Genomic DNA, 21,194 nt, shown 5'->3' on the forward strand with positions numbered 1-21,194 from the left:
AGCACAACTTTAAGTAACGTGCGCTTCTTGTTGCTCTTGCAACTTTTTCTTGCGACGCTCTCGTTTAGAAAGCCAAACCAGAGGCACAACAATCATAATGGTTCCTATTGCCATAAATATATCTGGCACTTCTCCAAACCAAATCAATCCCACAAACACGGCACCAATTAAGCCACTGTATTCAGCGCTAGCAATTTTGTTGCTATCGATCGAGCGGTAAGCGATGACACATGTTGCTGCATAAATCATGATGAACAAACTTGAGCCAGCAGCAACAGGGAAAGCACTCCAGTCCCAAGGTTCTGCTTCGATCAGAACAAGCAAGAAGGCTACTGGAATACCTGCCAAGTTTGTCATCAATAACGTTTGCATCACAGACTGATTTTTTGGCAGTTTTCGAATGAGCAAGTTATTGATTGCTAAAGTAATTGCAACAACTAAAGCTGAAATGGCTGCCCAATCGATTTGGTCTGGACGAATGATGACCAATACACCGGCAAAGCCCATTATCGCTGCAGCGACCGATTGCTTAGACAACTGTTCTCCAAAAAAGATTGCTGCAAGTGGCAACATGATCAATGGCGCGGCGTAAAAGATCGCGTTCGCAGTTGCGAGCGGTAAAGATGAGATCGCCAAAACCATGAATATTGCACCAAGTAACCATACGTGAGCGCGAACAGCATGCCACTTAAACCCTTCAAGAAAAGGCGCATTTTTTGTTAGCAGGTAGACTGGCAGCAGGAAAAGCACCGCTGATATTTGTCGGAAAAAGACAAATTGAAAAATAGGCACTTCATTTCCGACACTTTTAATTAAAGAGTCCGAAAGCACCGCAATGAGATTTCCAACAATTAATAGCAGCATCGCTGCTCCGACCGATGTAACTTTCACTTTTTCCTCTCCTCTTTCTTTGCCAAAGAGTAGGTGATGTCATAGGATGAAGTGAAGTGATATTTATTAGTTTAAGTATGAGATTTTTAGATAATGAAATTGCCACCACTCAGAGCGGTTCACTGTTTTGAATCTGTTGCCAGAAACTCTAGCTTTTCGCTTGCTGCTGAAGAACTCAATGTGACGCAAAGTGCCGTTAGCCACCAGATACGATTATTAGAAGATTATTTGGGTGAATCATTATTTATCCGTCAAGGCAGAAAGCTCTCTTTGTCCGATACGGGCACCCGCTATTTAGAGGATATTAGCCCAGCAATTAGCTCAATTGCGATGGCCAGCCAAAAGGTGCGAGAAGGGGACAAAGGCAGCATACGGTTGGCGATTTATAGCTCGCTTGCCGTAAAGTGGCTTATTCCGCGTTTGTCTGATTTTAAGCGCTTACATCCAGAAATCGATCTGACACTCAATATGGTCGTTGGTGATCCTGAACAGACAGACAGCGTTGGCGATTGTTTCATCACGGTAGAAAAGCCAAAGCGAAACTACATGTCGGTAAAGTTGTACGCGGAGACGCTGTATCCGGTCTGCAGCCATAAAATTTGGAAAGAGTTGCAAGATCAACCGATTCCAGAAGCGCTTTGGCGATACCCTATTTTGTCGACAGACTCAATTTATCGTGAGAGAGGAAAAGACTGGGCTGAGTGGTGCAGAGCGGGCGGTTACACCTTGCCGAAAGATGTCGATGTTCAACATTTTAGTCATATGTTGTTGGCAATAGAGGCGGCGCGTTATGACCAAGGCATCGCATTTGCGAATGATTTTATGCTCAATGAAAGAGATAAAGCGCACGATTTGGTGTACATCCCTTCTCATGGATTGGAAACCGGAGACAGCTTTTATTTTATTCATAAAAAGAGTCGAGCCAAGCAAGCGGAAATCATCAAGCTCACTAACTGGTTGAAGCAGCAATGCTTGTGAAATGACTAAATTGTCAAAATTAAGAAAGAAAGTGGCAAAGTTGTGTCTAAATATTTCATGTTTTATTGAGTTTTTATTCATTAACATCCACTTGGTTTTGAAACCAAGTGAAATGGACAGCATGGCATGCTTAAGGATGGGCAAAACACAACCTCAATAATTAACAGGCAGTGAAATACAATGTTTAAAAAAACATGGCTAATGACAGCCCTTCTAGCAACATGTTCTGTTGCAAACGCAGCTCCTTACGTTGGTGCATCTGTAGGTCAAGCATCGTTTGGTGATGTTAATGGCTCTATCAATGGTGGTGGTACTAACGCTAGCACTAAACTTAAACTTGAAGATGACTCAAGCCTTTCAGGCAAAGTATTCGGTGGTTACAAATTCAACGAATACATTTCTCTAGAAGCAGCCATTGGTGGCTACGATGCTTTAGACGGCAAAGTTGTTACTGTTGGTGACATGAAGTATCTATCGATTCAGCCAAAAGCGACTCTACCGATTGGCGATCGTTTCAACCTTTTTGCTAAAGCTGGTCTTTCTTACTTCAATGCTGAATTCAAAATTAGCAACTCTGTGATTGACGGTAGCGCAGGCCATACCACCATTTCTGACAGCACTGTAACAGGCATGTACGGTTTAGGCGCAGAGTTCGCTATTACTGAAAACTTTGCTCTACAAGTTGAATGGGAATACATGATGCCTGAGCTAGACATTGCGAAATTTGGCAATGAAAAAGTAACGGTTGATGCAGACATCAATGTGTTCTCTGTAGGTATGAGCTACCGTTTCTAAGAATACTTATTCAAGTTACCTCTTGGCTTAGTAAACGTTTTTGACTTCTGTTGGTCGAGCTGAGTCCAAGCTTTGAATTTGTTTAGATATAGCACAGGAAGTTTAGTTGCTAAGCGTCCTGTGCTATTTTTTTTGCTTTGGAATAACTCTTAGGAATCTTTGTGAACGATGTCAATCTTAGGTATCTGGATCTACTGTTAAAGCACTTTGAACCTCACCAGTATCACCTTGTTACGCTTTCTGAGCTAGAAGCGGTGATTTGCACGTCGAGGCGCAATGTTTCTATTGTGATGAAAAAGCTTGCCACTTACGATTGGGTCGATTGGCAACCTGCGATTGGCCGAAGTAACGCTAGCCGTCTCAGTATTAATATTTCCCTCCAACAAGCGATGACCGAGTTTTTGGTTGAGGAGCTTGGCAGAGGAAGAATGAACTCAATAACGAAACTTATTGATTGGTTCGGTCAAACCGCGGTTAGAGCACTAACTATCGCATCTGAAAAAGTGAATCGATTGAATGAATCAAATAACGCTATTTTGATTTCTTCTTACCCTTGGGTATCCAAAATCGACCCTGCGAATACTTACCGTCACACTGAATTACACGTCGCGAAAAGCGTTTATGACGTATTGCTGACCCAAAATTCCAATGGTGGTATCGAGCCATCGTTAGCACACGAATGGAAAATGGAAGGCAAGGTAATGACGTTATGGTTGCGGCCAGGCATATATCGCCATGATGGCGAACCCCTTAACATACAGGATGTGGTTTGGAGTATAGAAAGACTTAGGGAGATAAAAGGACCAGTTCACGAGCTCTGGCAATGCATTGATAGCGTGGTTGCAGAAACATCTAACTGCTTAAAAATCATATTGAAGCATCCGAACAAGTTGTTTCCATACATGCTAGCAACTCCTCATGCGTCTATTCTGTGTCGAGATGTCGTCTCTTTCGGTTCTAGTTATTCCTACCACATAGGGACTGGGCCATTTAAAATCAGCGGCTGGAACCAGGAGAGTATGACTCTTGAAGCGCACAAAGAGTATTTTTCAGCACGCGCATTGTTAGATCAAATAACGCTGTCTCATGGTGATGTTAAAACCTTAAATATGTTGAGCTTTAACCAAAGCTCCGATCACGTTGAAGTGGAAAAAATTAGCGCATTTTCATATGTGACCTACCGCGAACGCGCGGAATCCCAACTCACAAAAGAAACTTGGTATCAACTCGCTGATTACATCCATGTGCAAAAGCGAATTTATGATGCGCCAAGTGCCGTTGACAGCATTCAGTTAGAGACTCACGAGCAAGATTTATCAATAACAGATGGTGTTGTGATACCTAAACTGAAAGGTAAAGTGGTATTAGCTGAACCTGTCTGGACGATTCCGAGTTTAATTCGTCATTCCGAATGGTTGCACAGTGTGATTCGTGCAACGGGATTAGAGTTAGAGATCATTGTTATTGATGACATTAGTTTTCCTGAGGTAGTGTCTCACCAAGCAGATTTGCTCTTCATTGAGGAAGTCATGGAAGCACCATTTGAATATGGCATCTTCGAATGGCTGTCGATAGCAACTGGACTGCGTTTTAGTTTTGATCAAAGCCAGATGTTAAGCCATAGAGAAAAGGTTCGCAGGGCGATGGCAGATGATCACTCGCTACAGTCTTTATTAAACCTAGAGAAAGCGCTGCGCGATCAGTACCTATATTTGCCTTTGTTTGTTGGCTACGAAGAAGTGACAAAAACACAGCAAGTGCGAGGTGTGCAGGTGAAGAATACAGGCTATAGCGATTTACATAGGTTATGGATTGCTCATTCACACTAGAGTCGGTGTTCAAGATTATGCAAATGTCCAACGCATAAAGCCATCGAAATGATGGCTTTATAAGGGCGTATCGGATTAGAAGTTGTACGACACACTTGCGCCAACAACCCATTGGTTTGCGCTATCAACGATAGAAGAGTCGCTGATACCGCTGCCTAGGCGCGTGTATTGTGTCATTTGGCTTACTTGCCAGTTGTCGTTGATTGGCATAACAAGTTTGTAGCCCACACCATAGCTTACCGTTGAATCACCTTTGTATGCTTTGCGGTTTGCGTTTGCTTCGCGTTGTTTCACACCAAAGTAGTAATCTACGTAGTCTTCACTTTGATAAGTTAGGTTAGCAAAAGGAACAAAATCAACACTACCGAATTTCATGATGTGGAAGTAAGTCGCGCCCGCTAAGTAACCTTTGTAAGCACCGCTGATATCGTGCTGAAGGTATGTAGAAATGACGTTGTTTTGATCCAGTGTAAAGTCTGCGTTTAAACCTAGATCGACGGCGAAACGGCGTTTATCTGTGCCTTTCAGGCTTTTCGCTGTATCACCGTCGCGCATTACACCACTACCTACAAGGTAGGCACTCATGTTGATTAACTCATTGGTGTTACCGAAGAAGCGGTAGTTAATGCCACTTAGGTCGGCATTAAAGTCGTCACCATGGTAACCACCGTTGAGAATTGGTGCTGTATTATGCTTTTGATCTTTGAAAAGATCGCTGCCTTGAGCCACACCAGCTTCTACGTTCCAACCGCCTTCGTTGTTGTAGATGTTACCGTTACGAATGTAAGTATCGCCAGCGAAAGCTGAGCCAGCAGCTGTCAGAGTAAGTAGTACAATTAATGTTTTTTTCATCATTTTTCCGAGTTGTTCTGTTTTGTTTTGAACACTGTACAAAATGACGTTGTAAGCATCTATCGGCAAAGCGTATGGAAATGTAATGAACAATCAGGGTAAGAAGCAGAATGTTGCTTCAGAATAGAAAGGTTGCTGGAATAGCTTTCGTTAAAACAGCGAAAAAATCCGAGCTGGGGTGGCTCGGATTTGGGGTATTTATCAGGTATTGATACTAACTTCTTACTGTTTCGTTAAGTTGTATAGTGGTGCTAGGTCACCCGTTACTTTTTCGCCATTCATGTCTAGCTTCATAAGTACGTTTTCACCAACAAAGTATTGGTTTGGTGCATCTTCATTTGTCAACGTTACGATGCTGCCATTTGCGTCCCAAGTGAATTGACCTTCAGATTTTGATTGACCGTCTTCTTTGTCTTGGTAGCTTTCTTCAAGTACGTAAGTGCCATCTTGATTTAGTGTGATGGTCATATCGATACCAGCACAATCCGCGCAAGGTAGTGTTCCTTTGTAGGTGCCGTTCCAGTCCAGAGCACTTTGTGCGTTGTGTTCAGAGTCTACAAATGTCTCTTCAGTAATTACCTGTTCTTCTTCTACTGGTAACGTGTCAATTGTCTCAGTCGTAACGTCTGCACTGGTGGTGACTTCAGTTTCCGTTGCCTGAGGTACTTCAACTGCGCTTGTTTCGGCAGGTTTCTCATCTTGACAGCCTGCAAGAATGATTACCGCGCCTGTTAGTGCCAACATTGTCTTTTTCATTTTATCCCTCTTTAAATCAAGATTTTGTATGAGAGTAATAGTAGACATTTATCGAGGATTTGCGTCATCAAAAAGCAATAGAATGATCTAACTATGTCAATAAAACCGGATATGAGCATGAAATTGTCAGGAAAATCAGAACAATGTAAATGTTGCTTTGGGTATCAAGCTTGAGCCCACAGATAAATATCTAAAAAGGGGAGTGGGAGCGAGTTAATTGATAACAGCCCACATTATTGTGAGTTGTATTATCAACATCATCTAAGAAACGTTATTGAAGCTTGAGCGTGAAGTGCCTCGTTTTGTGCTTCGTTGATCAGAAAACAGCTCCGCAATAACCTGACGATTTAATTCGCCTTTCAAATGGCCGTGCTCATCGATGACGGGCAGTGAATGTTCACACGACATGACTTCAGTCAGCACTTGCTCAATGGCTAAATGTGGAGAGATGATAGGCACCTCTTCATAGATATCATCACGCCAATCTGATATATGAGTTAACTTCGCTGCGTTTAGCAATCCTTGCTGTGTTATCACGCCTTGATAGCCTGCATTGGTCTCATGGTAGGCATAATCACGTTTAACACGTTTCATTTCACTTAGTGCATCTTCAATGGTTTCAGCGCGAACACAGTACGAAGGTGGCTGCATCAGCGTTTCGACTGTCAGTGCTCGCGCTCTATTGACGTCTTTTACAAAGGCTTCAACGTACTCATCGGCAGGATGCAGTAAAATTTCGTCTGGTGAACCTTGTTGGACAAGTTCACCGTCTTTAAGAATCGCGATGCGATCGCCAAGTCGAAGCGCTTCATCTAAATCATGAGTAATGAAAATAATGGTTTTGTGCAGCTTCTGTTGCAGCTCTACCAGCTGATCTTGCATTTCGCTCCGAATCAGAGGGTCCAATGCTGAAAAAGCCTCGTCCATCAACAGTATTTCGGCGTCGGTAGCCAGTGCCCGTGCAAGGCCCACACGCTGTTGCTGTCCACCCGATAGTTGAGCAGGATACTGGTGCTTATAACCCGTCAGTCCAACGGTTTCTAACCATTCATTTGCTTTTTCTAAGCGCGCCTCTTTATTCATTCCCTGAACTTCCAAACCATATGCGATGTTGTCGATAACAGTGCGATGAGGCAGCAAACCAAAGCGCTGGAACACCATAGACATCTTGTGACGGCGAAACTGTTCAAGCTCTTTGTTCGAAAGTTGCATGACATCCACCCCTTCTACCAAAATCTGCCCCATGGTTGGATCGATTAATCGGTTGAAGTGGCGAATCATGGTGGATTTTCCAGAACCGGATAATCCCATAATGACAAAAATTTCACCCTTTTGAATTTGCAGGTTGATGTCTTTTAGTCCGACCGTGTGGCCCGTTTCCGTTAAAACCTGCTCTTTACTATGTCCCAACTTAACGCGCTCAATCACGCTATTGGGCTTGGGGCCGAAGATTTTATACAGACCGCTGATTTCGATAAGTGGACTAGTCATGTTTTGAGTCTCCTAAATGAGCTTGAGTGCGTTTCGCATACGCTTGTGAAGCACGATCAAAAAGGATTGCTAGGGCGACAATTGCTAAACCATTGAGAAGACCAAGAGTGAAATATTGATTGGTAATAGACTTTAGAACAGGCTGACCTAAACCTTTTACCCCAATCATTGATGCGATGACCACCATTGACAGTGCCATCATGATCGTTTGGTTAATTCCCGCCATGATGGTTGGCATTGCAAGCGGAAGCTGAACCCCAAAAAGCCGTTGCCGAGTGCTGGCACCAAATGCGGTTGCGGCTTCCAATACTTCTTTATCAACTAGACGAATGCCCAAATTGGTTAAACGAATAACCGGTGGAATCGCGTAGATCACTACTGCAATAAGGCCAGGAATTTTCCCGATGCCCAATAACATCACAACTGGAATGAGATACACAAATGCCGGCATGGTCTGCATGACGTCGAGTAATGGTGTTACCACCGACTGAATGCGATTAGAGCGCGCCATAGCGATACCGATAGGGATACCGAGTGCAATGGCAAGCATGGTACACACAGTGATGATACTGAGCGTGCGCATAGTGTCTTCCCACATTCCGAAATAGCCAATCAGAATCAGCGAACCAAAACATGCAGCGGCCAGTTTCCAAGAGCGGCTGGCGGCATAAACGAGAGTGGTGCAGACACCTAAAATAATGAACCAAGCTGTAGAAATCAGAAGTTTTTCAAACCAGACAAGAAACGCAAGGAGCGGATCAAACAGAGACTCAATGAGTTCACCATACTCGCGAGAGAAATCTCTGTAGGCGCCGTCGAGTGTTTTGCGAATCGCCCTGAGATCAGAGGCATCCATTTCCGGGAATTCGCTGAGCCAATTTGAGTCAGACATATGTACTTCCTTTTTCTGATATACCTAAGCGCTTTCAAGAAACTTAATTTGGCAAGAAGAGTAGGGCACCTAGGCCAAGTAATGGTCGTTCGACAGGTTCTTTATCGAACGTATTACTCTTTAAGCTCAGGCGAATATCGTCAAACTTCTCTTTTTCGTTCCTTAGGTATACATCCTTTAAATAAAACAATCATTAGTGTTCAAACTAATGATTTGCTTGGATTATAGTTTTTCTTCTTCAATAAAATGAACACATTAGCGTGTATTTGTATGAAAAATCTGCGCAAATTAACGTTTTTATTATCCGGTTAATTAGAATTGATCTTTTTGCTCGTTTGTCATCGAAATTTCTAAATTATTAGATGTCTAATTAATGCTGATGTATTACGTATTTGTCGTGTTGATTTTTGCAAACTTAGTTTATTGGCATATGCTAAAAATGTTATTGGCATATGCCAGTTTAAGGCGTAATTTGACTCTGTGTTTTTGAGGGACAATGATGGCAAGACCAAAGATAGAAAGACGAATATGCGGACGTGCGGCTCACCACTGCTTTAAGCCCAATGGCATTCCATTTAATCAGTTGGAGCAAGTCGCCATATTACCAGAAGAGTTAGAAGCGCTACGTTTAGCCGACTTAGAGGGGCTTAGCCAGCAGCAAGCTGCGGAGCAGATGGGCGTTTCTAGACAAACTTTTGGTAACACAGTAAAAAGTGCAAGATTGAAAGTCGCAAAAAGTTTAGTTGAAGGTCATGCATTAGTTTTTCCGAATGAGGAGTCAAACTTATGATTTATGCTATTCCTAATGATGGTGAGCGGGTGGCAAACCACTTTGTAAAAGCACCATACATCGCTATTTATTCTGATACTGACGGTATGCTAAAAAACTTAGCGAACATTGCTTCTATGCCACAAGCGGGTTGTAATGCGAAGTCTCAGTTGATTCAGTCTCTACAAGGGTACAATGTGGATGCTGTTCTTGTGCGAAATATTGGTGAACGTGTATTGGCAAAGCTACTTAGCAGTGGCACGCCAGTATTTAGGCTGTCTACTCGTAGTTCATTGGAAGATGTGCTTGCGGTTCCAAGAGAGCCTTTGATTGAGCCCTCTCAAGGACGCCCATCAAACAATCATAAGAAAAGTGTTCACAAACAAAAAGGCGGCTGCGGCTCCTGTGGTTGTGGTGGCCAAAAATCAAAAACCTCCTTGTTGGCAAGACCTAAAGCGCTACTCAAAGCAACATCTAGCCCTGCTATACTTAAGCTAGAGTCGATGGCTAATAAGGCAGGTTAATATGGTTTGGTTATTTACCTTTCTTGGTTTTCTCGCAATCATTTTGTTGATGTCACTTGGCGTCATTTTTCATAACAAGCGTATTCAAGGAAGTTGCGGCGGTTTAAACAACGTCGGTGTTGATAAAGTATGCAACTGCGAAACCTCATGCGCAGAACCTGAAAGGCGTTTATATCAAATCTCAGAGCCTAACTCATCACCTGAGCGCTAAGGCTTTTGGCCCATTGCGGCAAGGTTCGTCGAAACCAGTCCAAATATTTGCTGGTCTGCGGATTTTTTCTGGAGACCAGTATGTTGACTACCTCGACGACGATCCACGCTTTTGCTAATCCGATATCGCGCGCCAATTCTGTTGTTTCACCTTTCTCGGCGCACTTTACATACTTGCCTGCCACCTTCAAGTAATCATCAAATGTGCCCATGCCCTCGATGAGCGGCGCTAAATCTATCGCGACATGCCCTGTAGAAAAGCGTTCCCAGTCGAACAGCACTAGCTCGCCATTTTCGCGCTGTCCCCAGTTTCCAGCATTCGAGTCTCCGGAGATCAAGTTCTGCCTATCAAAAAGGTGCGCCGCTCGTTGTTGTAGTTGGTGGAAGAACTGTTCTGTCTCTGAGCCCAGTTTAAGTGTAGTGAGTGCTTGTTGAGTCGCTTGTGGTGTCCACTGGTGGCGGTGATAAACACCATCTGATGTTGGTGGAAGTCGGTGCAGTTTGACGAGCTGTTCAATGACCCGAGGATCTTCAAGTAAGAATGCTTGCTCGACTGCGTGGGGAACGTATTCAATGTGCAGAACGTTTTTCTGGTCGTCGAGTTGAATCAAGCGCGGTACGTGTATTCCAAGCGCGTTAAACTGCTCGGCATAGCGTTGATAAAACGCCACTTCTATTTGAGTAGGGTTACGTTTTTCTATTACTTGAACGCCATCTTTTTCGATGAGAAAAACTTTGGCACTGCCCATTTGATTGAGTTCTTGTTGCGACACCGGACTTCCTGTCTTCATGTAGAGAAATCTCACCTTAATCGCTGTACTCACGTTTGCCAATAGCCACGACAAAGTGCCTCAAAAATATTAAATGCAACTGTTTAAATATGATTTTGCTGTGAGTGTCTAAATTTTACACAGTCTCGCCTGTACTCCGATAAATTCGTTCTACGCTTACTATTCGTCTTAATAAAGGAGAACCAAAATGGCTGTAATGAAGCAGGATATTCCAAATCGTGTAACGGTTTACCATGACAATATCGATCAAGAACAAGAGCTGAAAAATGCGATGCTGCCAGAGAAACCGCGCTACTTTAACGGTGCTCCGACTTACAAAGCGAACAGCATCGAAGAGTTTGAAAGCAAAATCAGTCAGATAGGTTTGTCTCTCGATAAATAATTTTTCTTTTACCTAAAAGCGCCCTCAAAATGAGGGCGCTTTTTTGTTTATGTGATTGATTTGAATCTTAGGGAATTAACCTTGTTGTGTACTGCCTTGGCAGACCTGTTTTTGCACTGCTGGTGGCGCAGGCTCGTAATGGCTTAAGGTCATACTAAAGCTGCCTTCACCACCAGTGATAGAGCGTAATCGACGAGCGTAATCTTGCAGCTCGTTTACAGGTGACTTGGCTCTGAGTAAGGTGAAGCTGCTGTCGATTGGCTCAGTGCCTTCGATTAAGCCTCGGTTTCCAGATAAATCTCCAGAAACATCGCCAACGTTCGCGGTTGGGATGTGCAGTTCCATCTGGACAATGGGTTCTAGCACAATAGGATCTGCGTTGTTAATCGCATCTAAAAAGGCTTTCTTACCTGCGATGACAAACGCAATTTCTTTCGAATCGACGGAGTGATATTTACCGTCATAAACGGTGACTTCCACATCCTTAATTGGGTTGCCAGAAATCGCGCCTTCCTCTAACGCTTGCAAAATACCTTTTTCAACAGCAGGAATGAGCGCGGTTGGAATGGCGCCACCCACTACTTTGTTGATGAACTTAAATCCGGCACCACGTTCGAGTGGACGAACCTTCAATTGCACTTCACCAAACTGGCCTGCACCGCCACTTTGTTTTTTGTGTCGATAATGCCCTTCGGCAGGTTTGGTGATGGTTTCAAAGTATTCGACGCTTGGTTGGCAGGTTTCGACGTCCAGTTTGTACACGTTCGCCATCTTTTCTAATGCGACTTTGAGGTGAAACTCCCCTTGGCCGCTGATGATGGTTTCGTTGGTGCGAGCGCGATGTTCGATGCGCAGAGAAGGGTCTTCACTGGCAATTTTATTCAGCACATCTCCTAATTTTTGCTCATCTCCACGCTTAAGAGGCTTCAAGCACAAAGAATACATGGAGTCAGGAAGGTCCAACGTTTTGAGTTGAACTCCATCTTCTTCGTGAGAGTCATGAACGATTGAATCGAATTCGAGATCATCCACTTTGGCTAAAACGCAGAAGTCGCCTGCAAGCGCGCGAGGGATCTCGGTTCTATCTTTGCCCTGCAGTTGATATAAGTGCCCAACTTTAAATGCCTTGTTGCTTTCGCCAATATAAAGCAGGCTGCCCGCATTGATTTCACCCTGATACACACGTAAGTAGGCAAGTTTTCCCATATATGGGTCGACGCTGACTTTGTACACGTGTGCGACGGTGTGCTCTAAGGTTTCGCAATTTACTTTGATTTTTTTGCCGTTCTTTTCCAGTAGAGGAGGGTTACCCTCGTTTGGCATGGGCATGATCTCCGCCAAGGTGCGCAGCAGCAACTCGACGCCCGCGCCGGTTTGTGCTGAGACAAAACAGACCGGAATCACATGTCCAGTTCTCAGTGCTTCTTCAAACGGATCATGCAGTTGCTCTGCGGTGAGTTCGGAGCCTTGTTCCAGATACAGTTCCATCAGTTCTTCATCGACTTCGATGACTTGGTCAATTAAGGTCTCATGAGCTTCATCTACCGTTGCAAGTAAGGTTTCTCGTCCCAATTCTGGTTCGAAATAGCAGTCAACTACAGATTCCCCGTCAGCCGAAGGTAAGTTGATCGGCAAGCAGTGGTCACCAAAATGCTCAACGATGTTCTCCATCAATCTTTCTAACTGATTACCGTGGTTATCGAGCTTATTGATGATGATCATCTGACATTTTTGCTGCTCTTTAGCAAAGGTGAATAAGCGATCGGAAGTTTGGTTTAGTGGGGTTTGAGGGTCGATGACAAGGGCAGATGTTTCAACGGCAGGAAAAACGCTGATAGTACGGCCAAGTAACTCGTTTTGTCCCGGAGTGTCGATGATATTGAGCCGGTGTTTATTCCAGCGCAGTGCGACTGGCGTTGCTTCAATACTGTGTTGATATTGGATGGATTGAGGGTCGAAGTCGGTAACGGTATCGCCTTTTTCTACGCTGCCTAAATGGTGCGTGGCATCGCAGGTGAAGAGCAGTTTTTCTATCAGCGTGGTTTTACCGGTCCCGGTTTGACCGACAAAAGCGATATTGCGTATTTTATTGATAGGCATAGAGCCTCCTTGCAAGATGGCGTGAAAAACCTACGAATTGCTAGGAAGTGGGTTGTTATAGAAACCCACGCACTGCATTGGAGTAGGGCGGGATTACCGCCTATTCGTTTTCCACGTCATTTTCCGGATGACTCGATGCATAAGACCACCTTCTTGGACTACTGGAATCTTAGCATGCCTCAATAACCATATAATTTATGTGACTTATTTCATGATGGGGCTGATTGTCTTTTAATCGAGATCATAAACTCAGAGGTTGTGACTTTTGGAGCAAAACCTCTGGATTGTTTAGGCTATTTGGAAAGAACGATTTCGCCGTCGCAATAAACCAAGCTTGGCGTTACATCTTGTCCGAGCAGCACCGGGCCATCAAGATCGACAACGCTTGCCTGAGCTGCAATAGGTAACGCGGCTCGCATCGCCAGCGACGTCCCCAACATACAACCGGACATGAGGCTAAAACCGAGTTTTTGGGCGTCGTCGGCTAATAATAGTGCTTCAGTGAGCCCGCCAGTTTTATCTAGCTTAATATTCACCATTTCATATTTGCCAACCAACTGATGCAATTGCTCTCTGGTGTGACAACTTTCATCGGCGCAAAGTGGAATGGGGTGCGGAATGCTGGCGAGTACGTCATCGCAGTCTTGTGGCAACGGTTGTTCGATCATGGTGATGTCTAGCGGTTCGAGTTGAGCAAATACCGTCGCGAGGTCGAGGCCTTGCCATGCTTCATTCGCATCTAAAACAATTTGCGAGTGCGGCGCAGCATCGCGTACTGCTGCAACGCGATCAAGTACGTGTTCACCATCCAGTTTTACCTTTAGCAGTTTTGCGCCTTGACTAACGTAAGCTTGCGCCTGTTTGGCCATCGCTTGCGGCGTGTCGATAGAAACCGTCATCGCCGTCACAATCGCCTCTGGTAACGCAAAGAGGTCGTTAACCTGCTGCTTGTGGCTCAAAAGCGCGTGAAGATGCCAAAGGGCGCAATCCAATGCATTTCTTGCCGCCCCCGCGGGCAATAACGATTGAAGCTGGCTTTTGAGAACCATGACATCAGCTTCGCCTTTGGCATACAAACTTTGCAGTTCATGTGTGGCGTGAGAAATCGCCTTAATCACCGATTCAACCGATTCACCATAACGAGGGTATGGCGTGCATTCACCTTGGGCGGTCATGCCTCGATGTTCAATTGTCACTCGGACTACGTGGCACTCTGTCCGACTGCCGCGAGAGATGCGAAATGGTGTCGCCATGGCAATCGTGACAGGTTCTACATGAATTTTCATCTCACTAGTTTTCCCTAAACCGCAGTTATTTTCTAAACCGTAAATGTTTCTTAAATCGTAAGGAGCCTATCTGCAACCGCATCAACGCCAAAACGTACAGGGTCGGTGACGGGCACTTGGTATTTGTCGCTCCAATCCTGGCATAACTGGGCAGCATCTTCTTCGCTGAGCGCCGAAGTGTTTAAGCAAATACCCACTAATTGAGCGTTTGGATTTGTTAGGCGAGCAGCGGCCAGATTCGCTTCTATCGTTTGTTCAATGGTTGGCAAGCTCGCATGTGGTAAGTTGCGGATGTGCGGGCGACCAATCTCATGGCACAGTATCAGAGCGTCAGCTTGTGCGCCGTGAAGTAAGCCCAAACTTACGCCAGCAAACGAAGGGTTAAACAATGAACCTTGCCCTTCGATGATGTCCCAATCGTGATCGGTGAACTCAGGGCTGATCGCTTCTACTGCGCCGGAGATAAAATCGGCAACTACGGCATCAATCGAAATGCCACTGCCTGCGATGAGAATTCCGGTTTGACCCGTTGCTTTGAACTCTGCACGACAGTTTTTACGCTTCAATGCATGCTCAATGGCAAGGGCAGAGTACATTTTGCCAACGGAGCAATCTGTCCCTACAGTAAGTACTCGCTTGCCTGCGCGAGCTTTGCCATTGCCGACCTTGAGCGGGGCATCATAATGGCGAACATCATACAGTTTGGTTAATCCGCGTTGTTCTAGATCGGCAAGAGGAGCAAATTCCGCCAAACGTTGGTGCATGCCCGATGCAATTTCAAATCCCATCTCTGCCGCTTCAAGTAAGGTTGCTTGCCAAGCTTCGGGAATGACGCCTCCTGGATTTGCCGTGCCAAGCACCAGCGTTTTTGCTCCTTGCTGCTGCGCTTGTTGTAGTGTCATGTCGGTTAAACCAAGCGATACGGTTTCTGGCGTCAGGCGGATTTGGCCAAGACAAATCTCAGGTCGCCATTGGTATATGCCACGCGCGGTTTTTGCTGCGAGTGGATCGGTTACATCGCCAAGAAAGAGTAGGTAAGGTTGAGCAATTTGCATGATGGTTCCCTTCGTCATCGTTATTGCTCATTAATGTAGCCAGACTGATTTAGGAAACCGAATGCTTATTTGTTAGGCAGGTATAACTTCAGGTTATACCTTTAACCCATCTGTTGTTTTAGGGCGGTGATAAATTGCTTTGTCGCAATGGATTGAGGTGTGTGCTCTGCGAATAAAATAGAGACGGAGAAGGACATATTTGGCTCCAAAGCATGCACGGAAACGGCATTATCTTGGCGATATTGTTTTGCAGTCCAAGGGTCTACAATCGCGAATCCTGCTTCGTTTTTCACCAGTTCAGCCGCCGCGGAGTAGCTGCGGACGGTAATGGCATGTTGATAATGCTCGTCACGCGCTGACAAGGTTTGATGTAACAGCAAGCCCAGAGGGTCTCGGCTATCTAAACCGATAATGGGTAAATCGTGACTGATGAGTTCTTCTAAAGTGACGGTTTTTTCTGTGGGTATCGCTGCGCTTTTAGGGGCAATTAGCGCCAAGTTTTCTTTTAATAACATGTGTCCCATGATCGCTGGTGGCGTTTCTTCACCGAACGCAATGGCGACATCCAGTTCATGTTTCAGTAAACCTGAGCACAGCTCATCGCGATTAGCCGTTGAGAGCTCAAAGGAGATGCCGTGCTCTTTCGACAGCAACGCGACAGTCGGCGCTAACAAGTGTGCGGCCAAAACAGGCGGAGCACCGACTCGTAAATGTTGAGTTCCCTGTTTGACTTTGTTGGTCAGAGAGCGAAATTGTCCGAGTTGTTGATAGACTTTTTCAGCCTCTGGCAATAAGGCTTTGGCTTCTTGAGTTGGAACGAGACGGCCCTTTACACGCTCAAATAAAGCGAAGCTCAGTTGTTGTTCTGTATGGGCGAGAACTCGAGTGACATTAGGTTGGGAAACGTGCAGTAAGCGAGCCGCGCCTGACACCGTTCCTGCTTGCATAATGGCGTAAAAGACTTCTAATTGCCTTAAGTTCACTGCGATTTCCCTCTGCTCATGTTGGTCACCTCAGAATACCCAACCTTGCTGATAAGCGATAGAGGTAAAAGTGCTGGCGTAAAAAATAGGAAGACGATGTTGGTTGCCTTCCTATCTCGCTTTTTCAATTTCTCAACTTCTCAATTTCTATGCTTCACTTTGCTGCTGCATGAAGGGGTAGGTCGTTAAACGGCTCGACGTCTCGACTGAGTAATCCCATCAAAATCACTGCTAACACCATGACAGCAGCCGCGATTGCAAAACCGTATTGTGTTAGTTCGTAATGACTCAATATTGCAATCAGGACGTAACTGAGAGATTGAATGGTGGTGGCAAACATGCTGATGCCGCCATCGACGCGACCTCGTTGATGAACCGCTACGGTGTGATGCATCCAGTTGACTCTCGCAATGCGATTTAGCGCGTTAAATACGCCAAACAGCGCCGTAAACAATAAGATGGTCAGCGGGCTCATCGCAAAACTCATCCCGATAAGCGCAAAAGAGACCATAACCATCGAAGCGAACATAATGTGGCTATGGGAGGCACGGCTTAGCACTTTGGTGACAATAAAGCCGGTTAGCAACGAGCCGAGGCCAAAACTGATGTTGAACCCTGCAAACCAATCGCCAGAGATGCCTTGTTCAGAAAACCAAATCGGCACCAGTTTGCTCAAATACGTCAATGCAGGATAAGAGAGGCAAGAGAGCAGAATAAAGCCATAAAATCGGGGTTCGAGACGGAATATTTGTTTGCTCTCTTTGAGTTGCGCGATGAAAGCAACGGATTTTGATGCCCTTAATTGTTGGGTATAAGGCGTCAGAATATAGAACATCGCTGCTAACGCAGAGGCGCTGGCCGCAAACAAAGCAAACTCTTTCATACCCCACATTTCAAGCAAAACAATACCCAACGCGCCAGCTCCGAGGGTCGTGGATTGCATTACAATTTCTTGCTGACCCGAAATTTTCGCATACTCATGGTGCTGATAATTTTCTTGGGTGAAGGCATTGTTGGTCGTCCATGCAAAATTACTCGAAACCCAATACACCAATTGCGCAAAAGCCAGCAACCAGTGTGACTCAAACCCTAACCAATAAGCAATGAACACCACCAAAGCCATACCCGATTGAATCCATTGATTGAGCACGAGTAGTACTTTGCGTGAATGTCGGTCAATTAAAGTGGAAAAGAAAGGCGTTGCTAGAAAAGCAATCGCGGTGCAGCTCAGAGAAACTAAAGCGACGAATGTACCCATGTTAGGTTCGGAAAGCATGACCCATGGCAGTGCCATCATGAACAAGCCAGAGGAGATGCTGTCGAAGAAGCGGCCAGCTAAGTACGGCTGAGTTTTATTTTTCATTATGTTTGCCTCTAACTCCCGATGGATTTCAAAAGGTTGATGTCCAACTGTCTTGTGTTTAACAACCAAGTCGTTCGCGCTGAACACATTATCTTGAGATCGCCGGGGTTTAGCGTTAATTAAGATGGTGCAACTTTAAAACCTCAAGTAAACTTGAGGTAGAGCATTTTTTTAACAAAATTGATACACAGGGAGTCAAGGATGGAAATCAGCGTAGGAGAAGTGTCAAAACGTTCTGGAGTGAAAGTATCTGCCCTACATTTTTACGAGCAAAAAGGGCTGATTTCGAGTTGGAGAAATCAAGGTAATCAGCGTCGCTACCATCGCAGTGTGTTGCGCCGTGTTGCGGTGATCAAAGCAGCGCAGCAAGTTGGGTTGTCGTTAGAAGAAATTAAACATGCGTTAGATGAACTGCCGAAACACCAAGCCCCTAACAAAGCGCAATGGGAAGAAATGGCAAGCCATTGGCATGAACAGTTAGAACAAAAGATTCAAAAACTTAAAGCGTTGCAAAACGATTTAGGCGGATGCATTGGCTGCGGGTGCTTGTCGTTAGAAACCTGTGCACTGCGAAACCCAGAAGATGTATTAGGGAAAGACCACTCGGGGTCGAACTTAACGTTAGAAGAAGAGTAGCGATTATCTCTATTCTTTGTCGAAACTGTCGACTACGATCGCGCCCATCGAAGCAGGCATTGTGATGACGATAACGCGCTTTATCGCAACCAAAGGCTCATTCATGAGTGGCAGTTTATCAAGACAGAAAAGAACTAACGCTACCACAACGGCCGCAATGAGGTACGCGATAACCACACGAAAAATAAAGATGGATACGCGATTCTTGATGTGGCTTTGAAACACGCTTTGATACGCGAAAAAACTGAGGAAAATGACAGAAAGACTTAACAGCATGAGCAAGTTTGCCATTGGTAGGCTCTCACCCAATCGCCACGCTTCCTCCGAAAATGAGATCGGGACTGCTAGGGCAAAAGCACCAACCAATACTTGGCTAGCGTCTTCTAGATTAAAGTGGCTGCTCATGCTGTTTATTCCATTATTCGCTTGCTAGATGTAAGAGCTTTTCAAAACGCTCATTACCGTGCAGCAATTCGAGGTCTCGTTCTTCGGCAAGTAAATCACGAATGGATGGGCTGTATTCAATTGCGCGTTCCAAGTCTTCAATAGCTTGCTCTTCGATACCAAGGCGAGAGTATGCACACGCGCGTTGATACAATGCAGGGCCGTTGGTGTAATCGACTTCAAGTACGCGGTTACAAATGCTAAGTGCCCAATGGTATTCGTTGATTTCCATCGCTGCGTCGGCTTTGTAAGTCAACGCTTCTAAATCACCTGGACGAATTAATAAGATTTCATCATAGATTTCAATACGTTGTTCTGGAGTTTGAGAGCTTTGTGCACGTAGCCATAAGTTATGGATCTCGTTGATTTTCTCAATCTCTTTGTTGTTTTCGCTGATAATGCGAGTTTTGCGTTTTAAATCTCGCTCAAGGGCGACAAACTTTTTCTCATATTCTTGGGCGATCTTCTCCAATCGTTTATCAGCCATCTCTTTGGTGTTGTGTTTAAACTCGCGCAGAGATTGCCATCCGACAAAGGCAATCAGCGATGCGACACCAGCAATGATGTAGAAGAAGTATGTAACGGTCACGTTGGCATAGTTCAACGATTTATCTGCGACCGTTAGCTCGCGATCGGTGATCTCTGTGATCATTCGCTTTTCTAGGCTTTGATAGTCCTGACGCAGCGCTTTTAGTTCATCTAAAATATAGCGTTCCATTAATGGTCTATCTAACAGATCCGATTCTGAATACTTTTCCTCCGATGCCATTGTTGGCAAGGCAAGTATCAGCGAGAAAAAAATACCAATAAATAAGCGCATATAACGTCCTTTCACGAGAAGAGTACAGATAGACCATGCAACAATAGCAAATAGCACAAACGTTTAGCAAAGTTATTACAAAAGAAATAACAGTCGTCTTCGTAGAAGTCATATTCTTGTTGTTTTTCAGTTTGTTCCTGGTGGTTATTTGTTGTGATATCTTTTATCCTCCTTGCGAATTTATGATTAATGGAGTGAGCATGGACGCGCGAGCTAAGGATTACTTAGAACAATTCCTAGAATTATTATCACCAGAACAAAGGGAAGCTGTACCATCAGTCAGTGCTGACTATTATTGTGCCGACGAATACAACGCGAATGTATGCGCAGATTTGGTTCGTATTGGACAGAAAACTGCATCGTGCAGTTTGGAGCTTTGGTATCGAGAACATGGTGAAACCATGCCCCAAGTCGGTCATTTACAAGTAGTGACGAATTGGGATGGGGACCCGGTTTGCGTGATACGAATTACTGACGTAAGTACATGCAAATATGAGGATGTAACCGCAGAGTTTGCCTTCGCAGAAGGCGAAGGTGATAGAACCTTAAACTGGTGGCGTGATGCTCATACTGCATTTTTTAAAGCTGAATGCGATGAGTTGAACATCGATTGGCATGAGAAACGTACGCTGGTTTTAGAGCGTTTTGAAGTGGTGTATCCCGTCAATTAATCTCTGATAGCAGCACTGATTTGAAGTGCTGCTTTCTTTATCGAGAGACCATTTTTAGCGCTTTCGAGCGGTCACACTAAACATGTGCCAATGTTTTTGGCTTCCGACTACAGTGGTCCCGTCTTCATCTCTTTCATGCAATGAAATGAGGTCGTAACCTTCGAATAAGCTTTCCACTTCCTTTTTCGTTAATGCGGTAATGTTTGGATGCATTTCGGAGGTCACCCAGGAGTCTTTCACTCCCAAGAAATCGCCGCAGAAGATACCGCTCGGTTGTAATGCGCTGTCTATTTTTGTCCAGACTTGTTTGAAGCCTTTGTCAGGGCAAAAGAACAAACTGGCATTTGCGATAACCAAGCTGCACTGAGGATAATTAAACTCAGTAAAACAGCACTGCGAAACCGAAAATCGTTTGTTACCTTCAAAGCGTGTTAAACAAGTTTTTACTGCATCTTCATTGCTATCACATGCGTGAACCTTAAATCCCTTTTCGAGGAGAAAGTGGCTGTCTCGACCTATTCCGCAGCCAATATCAAGAGCGACTTTGCCTTCTATCTTAAGTCGATTTACGGCATTTTCCACGCTTGGGCGGTGAGGTTGGCTTAAAATTTTCTGATAGTATTCATTCCATTGCGCTGGCATTGAGCTTCCTTATGTTGGTTGTGTCCCCTGCCCA

General features: G+C 44.8%; 23 protein-coding genes. 9 read left to right on the top strand and 14 right to left on the bottom strand.

Annotation, left to right across the window (positions count from 1 at the left end; all coding sequences use genetic code 11):
* Positions 1 to 9: 9 nt before the first annotated feature.
* Positions 10 to 891 carry a DMT family transporter gene (locus tag R8O70_RS05345; protein ID WP_005373940.1) on the bottom strand — a complete coding sequence of 294 codons (882 nt, stop codon included), beginning with the start codon at positions 889 to 891 and terminating at the stop codon, positions 10 to 12.
* Between the two features lie 93 nt (positions 892 to 984).
* Here R8O70_RS05345 and R8O70_RS05350 point away from each other — a divergent pair, with 93 nt between their 5' ends.
* From R8O70_RS05350 to R8O70_RS05360, 3 genes are all read left to right on the top strand, one after another.
* Positions 985 to 1,869 carry a LysR family transcriptional regulator gene (locus R8O70_RS05350; RefSeq protein WP_005387224.1) on the top strand — a complete coding sequence of 295 codons (885 nt, stop codon included), beginning with the start codon at positions 985 to 987 and terminating at the stop codon, positions 1,867 to 1,869.
* Positions 1,870 to 2,049: 180 nt separating this feature from the next.
* The gene (locus R8O70_RS05355; protein ID WP_005373936.1) at positions 2,050 to 2,664 is read left to right on the top strand and encodes an outer membrane beta-barrel protein; all 615 of its coding nucleotides are present in this window, start codon (positions 2,050 to 2,052) and stop codon (positions 2,662 to 2,664) included.
* Positions 2,665 to 2,825: 161 nt separating this feature from the next.
* Entirely contained in the window at positions 2,826 to 4,493 is a 1,668-nt protein-coding gene (locus R8O70_RS05360) for an ABC transporter substrate-binding protein (protein WP_017819787.1), read from the top strand.
* A 75-nt stretch (positions 4,494 to 4,568) separates the two neighbouring features.
* Here R8O70_RS05360 and ompV read toward each other — a convergent pair whose 3' ends face one another.
* From ompV to R8O70_RS05380, 4 genes are all read right to left on the bottom strand, one after another.
* The gene (ompV, locus tag R8O70_RS05365; protein WP_054576164.1) at positions 4,569 to 5,345 is read right to left on the bottom strand and encodes an outer membrane protein OmpV; all 777 of its coding nucleotides are present in this window, start codon (positions 5,343 to 5,345) and stop codon (positions 4,569 to 4,571) included.
* Between the two features lie 222 nt (positions 5,346 to 5,567).
* On the bottom strand, positions 5,568 to 6,101 hold the full coding sequence (locus tag R8O70_RS05370) for a copper resistance protein NlpE (RefSeq protein WP_005373930.1): 534 nt from the start codon (positions 6,099 to 6,101) through the stop codon (positions 5,568 to 5,570).
* 261 nt (positions 6,102 to 6,362) lie between these two features.
* On the bottom strand, positions 6,363 to 7,592 hold the full coding sequence (locus R8O70_RS05375; protein ID WP_005373928.1) for a quaternary amine ABC transporter ATP-binding protein: 1,230 nt from the start codon (positions 7,590 to 7,592) through the stop codon (positions 6,363 to 6,365).
* On the bottom strand, positions 7,585 to 8,484 hold the full coding sequence (locus R8O70_RS05380) for a proline/glycine betaine ABC transporter permease (protein WP_318184077.1): 900 nt from the start codon (positions 8,482 to 8,484) through the stop codon (positions 7,585 to 7,587). The genes R8O70_RS05375 and R8O70_RS05380 overlap by 8 nt, the downstream gene beginning before the upstream one ends.
* Positions 8,485 to 8,983: 499 nt before the next feature.
* On the opposite strand from R8O70_RS05380, the gene R8O70_RS05385 reads away from it, so the two are divergent.
* Genes R8O70_RS05385 through nqrM form a run of 3 tightly spaced genes read left to right on the top strand, consistent with a single transcriptional unit; the run spans position 8,984 to position 9,988 of the window.
* Complete coding sequence (locus tag R8O70_RS05385; protein ID WP_005373924.1) at positions 8,984 to 9,274, top strand: DUF134 domain-containing protein; 291 nt, start codon at positions 8,984 to 8,986, stop codon at positions 9,272 to 9,274.
* Positions 9,271 to 9,777, top strand: coding sequence for a NifB/NifX family molybdenum-iron cluster-binding protein (locus R8O70_RS05390; RefSeq protein WP_005373923.1), 507 nt, complete (start codon positions 9,271 to 9,273; stop codon positions 9,775 to 9,777). The genes R8O70_RS05385 and R8O70_RS05390 overlap by 4 nt, the downstream gene beginning before the upstream one ends.
* Position 9,778: 1 nt before the next feature.
* Positions 9,779 to 9,988: a (Na+)-NQR maturation NqrM gene (gene nqrM, locus R8O70_RS05395; RefSeq protein WP_017635136.1), complete on the top strand. Its 210-nt coding sequence runs from the start codon at positions 9,779 to 9,781 to the stop codon at positions 9,986 to 9,988.
* Here nqrM and R8O70_RS05400 read toward each other — a convergent pair.
* The gene (locus R8O70_RS05400; RefSeq protein ID WP_213872733.1) at positions 9,966 to 10,778 is read right to left on the bottom strand and encodes an aminoglycoside phosphotransferase family protein; all 813 of its coding nucleotides are present in this window, start codon (positions 10,776 to 10,778) and stop codon (positions 9,966 to 9,968) included. The two genes, nqrM and R8O70_RS05400, sit on opposite strands and share 23 nt — an antisense overlap.
* Before the next feature lie 187 nt (positions 10,779 to 10,965).
* On the opposite strand from R8O70_RS05400, the gene R8O70_RS05405 reads away from it, so the two are divergent.
* A complete protein-coding gene (locus tag R8O70_RS05405) occupies positions 10,966 to 11,160 on the top strand; it encodes a hypothetical protein (RefSeq protein WP_005373920.1) in 195 nt (64 codons plus the stop codon).
* Between the two features lie 75 nt (positions 11,161 to 11,235).
* On the opposite strand, the gene fusA is transcribed toward R8O70_RS05405, so the two are convergent.
* The 5 genes from fusA to R8O70_RS05430 form a co-directional block, all read right to left on the bottom strand.
* Positions 11,236 to 13,260: an elongation factor G gene (fusA, locus tag R8O70_RS05410; RefSeq protein ID WP_047102779.1), complete on the bottom strand. Its 2,025-nt coding sequence runs from the start codon at positions 13,258 to 13,260 to the stop codon at positions 11,236 to 11,238.
* Between the two features lie 293 nt (positions 13,261 to 13,553).
* Entirely contained in the window at positions 13,554 to 14,546 is a 993-nt protein-coding gene (dgcA, locus tag R8O70_RS05415) for an N-acetyl-D-Glu racemase DgcA (protein WP_258624649.1), read from the bottom strand.
* Positions 14,547 to 14,596: 50 nt separating this feature from the next.
* On the bottom strand, positions 14,597 to 15,601 hold the full coding sequence (gene dgcN, locus R8O70_RS05420; RefSeq protein ID WP_139059311.1) for an N-acetyltransferase DgcN: 1,005 nt from the start codon (positions 15,599 to 15,601) through the stop codon (positions 14,597 to 14,599).
* 101 nt (positions 15,602 to 15,702) lie between these two features.
* The gene (locus R8O70_RS05425; protein WP_005373905.1) at positions 15,703 to 16,584 is read right to left on the bottom strand and encodes a LysR family transcriptional regulator; all 882 of its coding nucleotides are present in this window, start codon (positions 16,582 to 16,584) and stop codon (positions 15,703 to 15,705) included.
* Between the two features lie 154 nt (positions 16,585 to 16,738).
* Positions 16,739 to 17,947 (bottom strand): MFS transporter, encoded by a 1,209-nt coding sequence (locus R8O70_RS05430; RefSeq protein WP_005373900.1) that lies wholly within the window; start codon positions 17,945 to 17,947, stop codon positions 16,739 to 16,741.
* A gap of 201 nt (positions 17,948 to 18,148) precedes the next feature.
* On the opposite strand from R8O70_RS05430, the gene soxR reads away from it, so the two are divergent.
* Positions 18,149 to 18,583 (top strand): redox-sensitive transcriptional activator SoxR, encoded by a 435-nt coding sequence (gene soxR / locus R8O70_RS05435; RefSeq protein ID WP_258624646.1) that lies wholly within the window; start codon positions 18,149 to 18,151, stop codon positions 18,581 to 18,583.
* Positions 18,584 to 18,592: 9 nt separating this feature from the next.
* Here soxR and R8O70_RS05440 read toward each other — a convergent pair whose 3' ends face one another.
* Both R8O70_RS05440 and R8O70_RS05445 read right to left on the bottom strand, forming a co-directional pair.
* Positions 18,593 to 18,988 carry a DUF2391 family protein gene (locus tag R8O70_RS05440; RefSeq protein ID WP_005373896.1) on the bottom strand — a complete coding sequence of 132 codons (396 nt, stop codon included), beginning with the start codon at positions 18,986 to 18,988 and terminating at the stop codon, positions 18,593 to 18,595.
* A gap of 13 nt (positions 18,989 to 19,001) precedes the next feature.
* Positions 19,002 to 19,847 (bottom strand): tetratricopeptide repeat protein, encoded by an 846-nt coding sequence (locus R8O70_RS05445; RefSeq protein WP_005373890.1) that lies wholly within the window; start codon positions 19,845 to 19,847, stop codon positions 19,002 to 19,004.
* 200 nt (positions 19,848 to 20,047) lie between these two features.
* Between R8O70_RS05445 and R8O70_RS05450 the strand changes: the two genes are divergently transcribed.
* Positions 20,048 to 20,518, top strand: a complete 471-nt coding sequence (locus R8O70_RS05450) for an ASCH domain-containing protein (protein ID WP_005373887.1) — start codon at positions 20,048 to 20,050, stop codon at positions 20,516 to 20,518.
* A gap of 54 nt (positions 20,519 to 20,572) precedes the next feature.
* Here the strand turns inward: R8O70_RS05450 and R8O70_RS05455 are convergent, their stop codons facing one another.
* Positions 20,573 to 21,160, bottom strand: a complete 588-nt coding sequence (locus R8O70_RS05455) for a class I SAM-dependent methyltransferase (RefSeq protein WP_005373885.1) — start codon at positions 21,158 to 21,160, stop codon at positions 20,573 to 20,575.
* Between the last annotated feature and the right edge of the window lie 34 nt (positions 21,161 to 21,194).

Origin of the sequence: Vibrio sp. 779(2023) (genome assembly GCF_033344285.1) — a bacterium.
Lineage (GTDB): Bacteria > Pseudomonadota > Gammaproteobacteria > Enterobacterales > Vibrionaceae > Vibrio > Vibrio alginolyticus.

Bases quoted from the DNA above. Each gene is read 5' to 3' on its own strand.
- R8O70_RS05350 (WP_005387224.1), top strand. From the start codon at position 985: ATGAAATTGCCACCACTCAGAGCGGTTCACTGTTTTGAATCTGTTGCC.
- R8O70_RS05355 (WP_005373936.1), top strand. From the start codon at position 2,050: ATGTTTAAAAAAACATGGCTAATGACAGCCCTTCTAGCAACATGTTCT.
- ompV (WP_054576164.1), bottom strand. From the start codon at position 5,345: ATGAAAAAAACATTAATTGTACTACTTACTCTGACAGCTGCTGGCTCA.
- R8O70_RS05370 (WP_005373930.1), bottom strand. From the start codon at position 6,101: ATGAAAAAGACAATGTTGGCACTAACAGGCGCGGTAATCATTCTTGCA.
- R8O70_RS05375 (WP_005373928.1), bottom strand. From the start codon at position 7,592: ATGACTAGTCCACTTATCGAAATCAGCGGTCTGTATAAAATCTTCGGC.
- R8O70_RS05380 (WP_318184077.1), bottom strand. From the start codon at position 8,484: ATGTCTGACTCAAATTGGCTCAGCGAATTCCCGGAAATGGATGCCTCT.
- R8O70_RS05385 (WP_005373924.1), top strand. From the start codon at position 8,984: ATGGCAAGACCAAAGATAGAAAGACGAATATGCGGACGTGCGGCTCAC.
- R8O70_RS05390 (WP_005373923.1), top strand. From the start codon at position 9,271: ATGATTTATGCTATTCCTAATGATGGTGAGCGGGTGGCAAACCACTTT.
- nqrM (WP_017635136.1), top strand. From the start codon at position 9,779: ATGGTTTGGTTATTTACCTTTCTTGGTTTTCTCGCAATCATTTTGTTG.
- R8O70_RS05400 (WP_213872733.1), bottom strand. From the start codon at position 10,778: ATGAAGACAGGAAGTCCGGTGTCGCAACAAGAACTCAATCAAATGGGC.
- R8O70_RS05405 (WP_005373920.1), top strand. From the start codon at position 10,966: ATGGCTGTAATGAAGCAGGATATTCCAAATCGTGTAACGGTTTACCAT.
- fusA (WP_047102779.1), bottom strand. From the start codon at position 13,260: ATGCCTATCAATAAAATACGCAATATCGCTTTTGTCGGTCAAACCGGG.
- dgcA (WP_258624649.1), bottom strand. From the start codon at position 14,546: ATGAAAATTCATGTAGAACCTGTCACGATTGCCATGGCGACACCATTT.
- dgcN (WP_139059311.1), bottom strand. From the start codon at position 15,601: ATGCAAATTGCTCAACCTTACCTACTCTTTCTTGGCGATGTAACCGAT.
- R8O70_RS05430 (WP_005373900.1), bottom strand. From the start codon at position 17,947: ATGAAAAATAAAACTCAGCCGTACTTAGCTGGCCGCTTCTTCGACAGC.
- soxR (WP_258624646.1), top strand. From the start codon at position 18,149: ATGGAAATCAGCGTAGGAGAAGTGTCAAAACGTTCTGGAGTGAAAGTA.
- R8O70_RS05440 (WP_005373896.1), bottom strand. From the start codon at position 18,988: ATGAGCAGCCACTTTAATCTAGAAGACGCTAGCCAAGTATTGGTTGGT.
- R8O70_RS05445 (WP_005373890.1), bottom strand. From the start codon at position 19,847: ATGCGCTTATTTATTGGTATTTTTTTCTCGCTGATACTTGCCTTGCCA.
- R8O70_RS05450 (WP_005373887.1), top strand. From the start codon at position 20,048: ATGGACGCGCGAGCTAAGGATTACTTAGAACAATTCCTAGAATTATTA.
- R8O70_RS05455 (WP_005373885.1), bottom strand. From the start codon at position 21,160: ATGCCAGCGCAATGGAATGAATACTATCAGAAAATTTTAAGCCAACCT.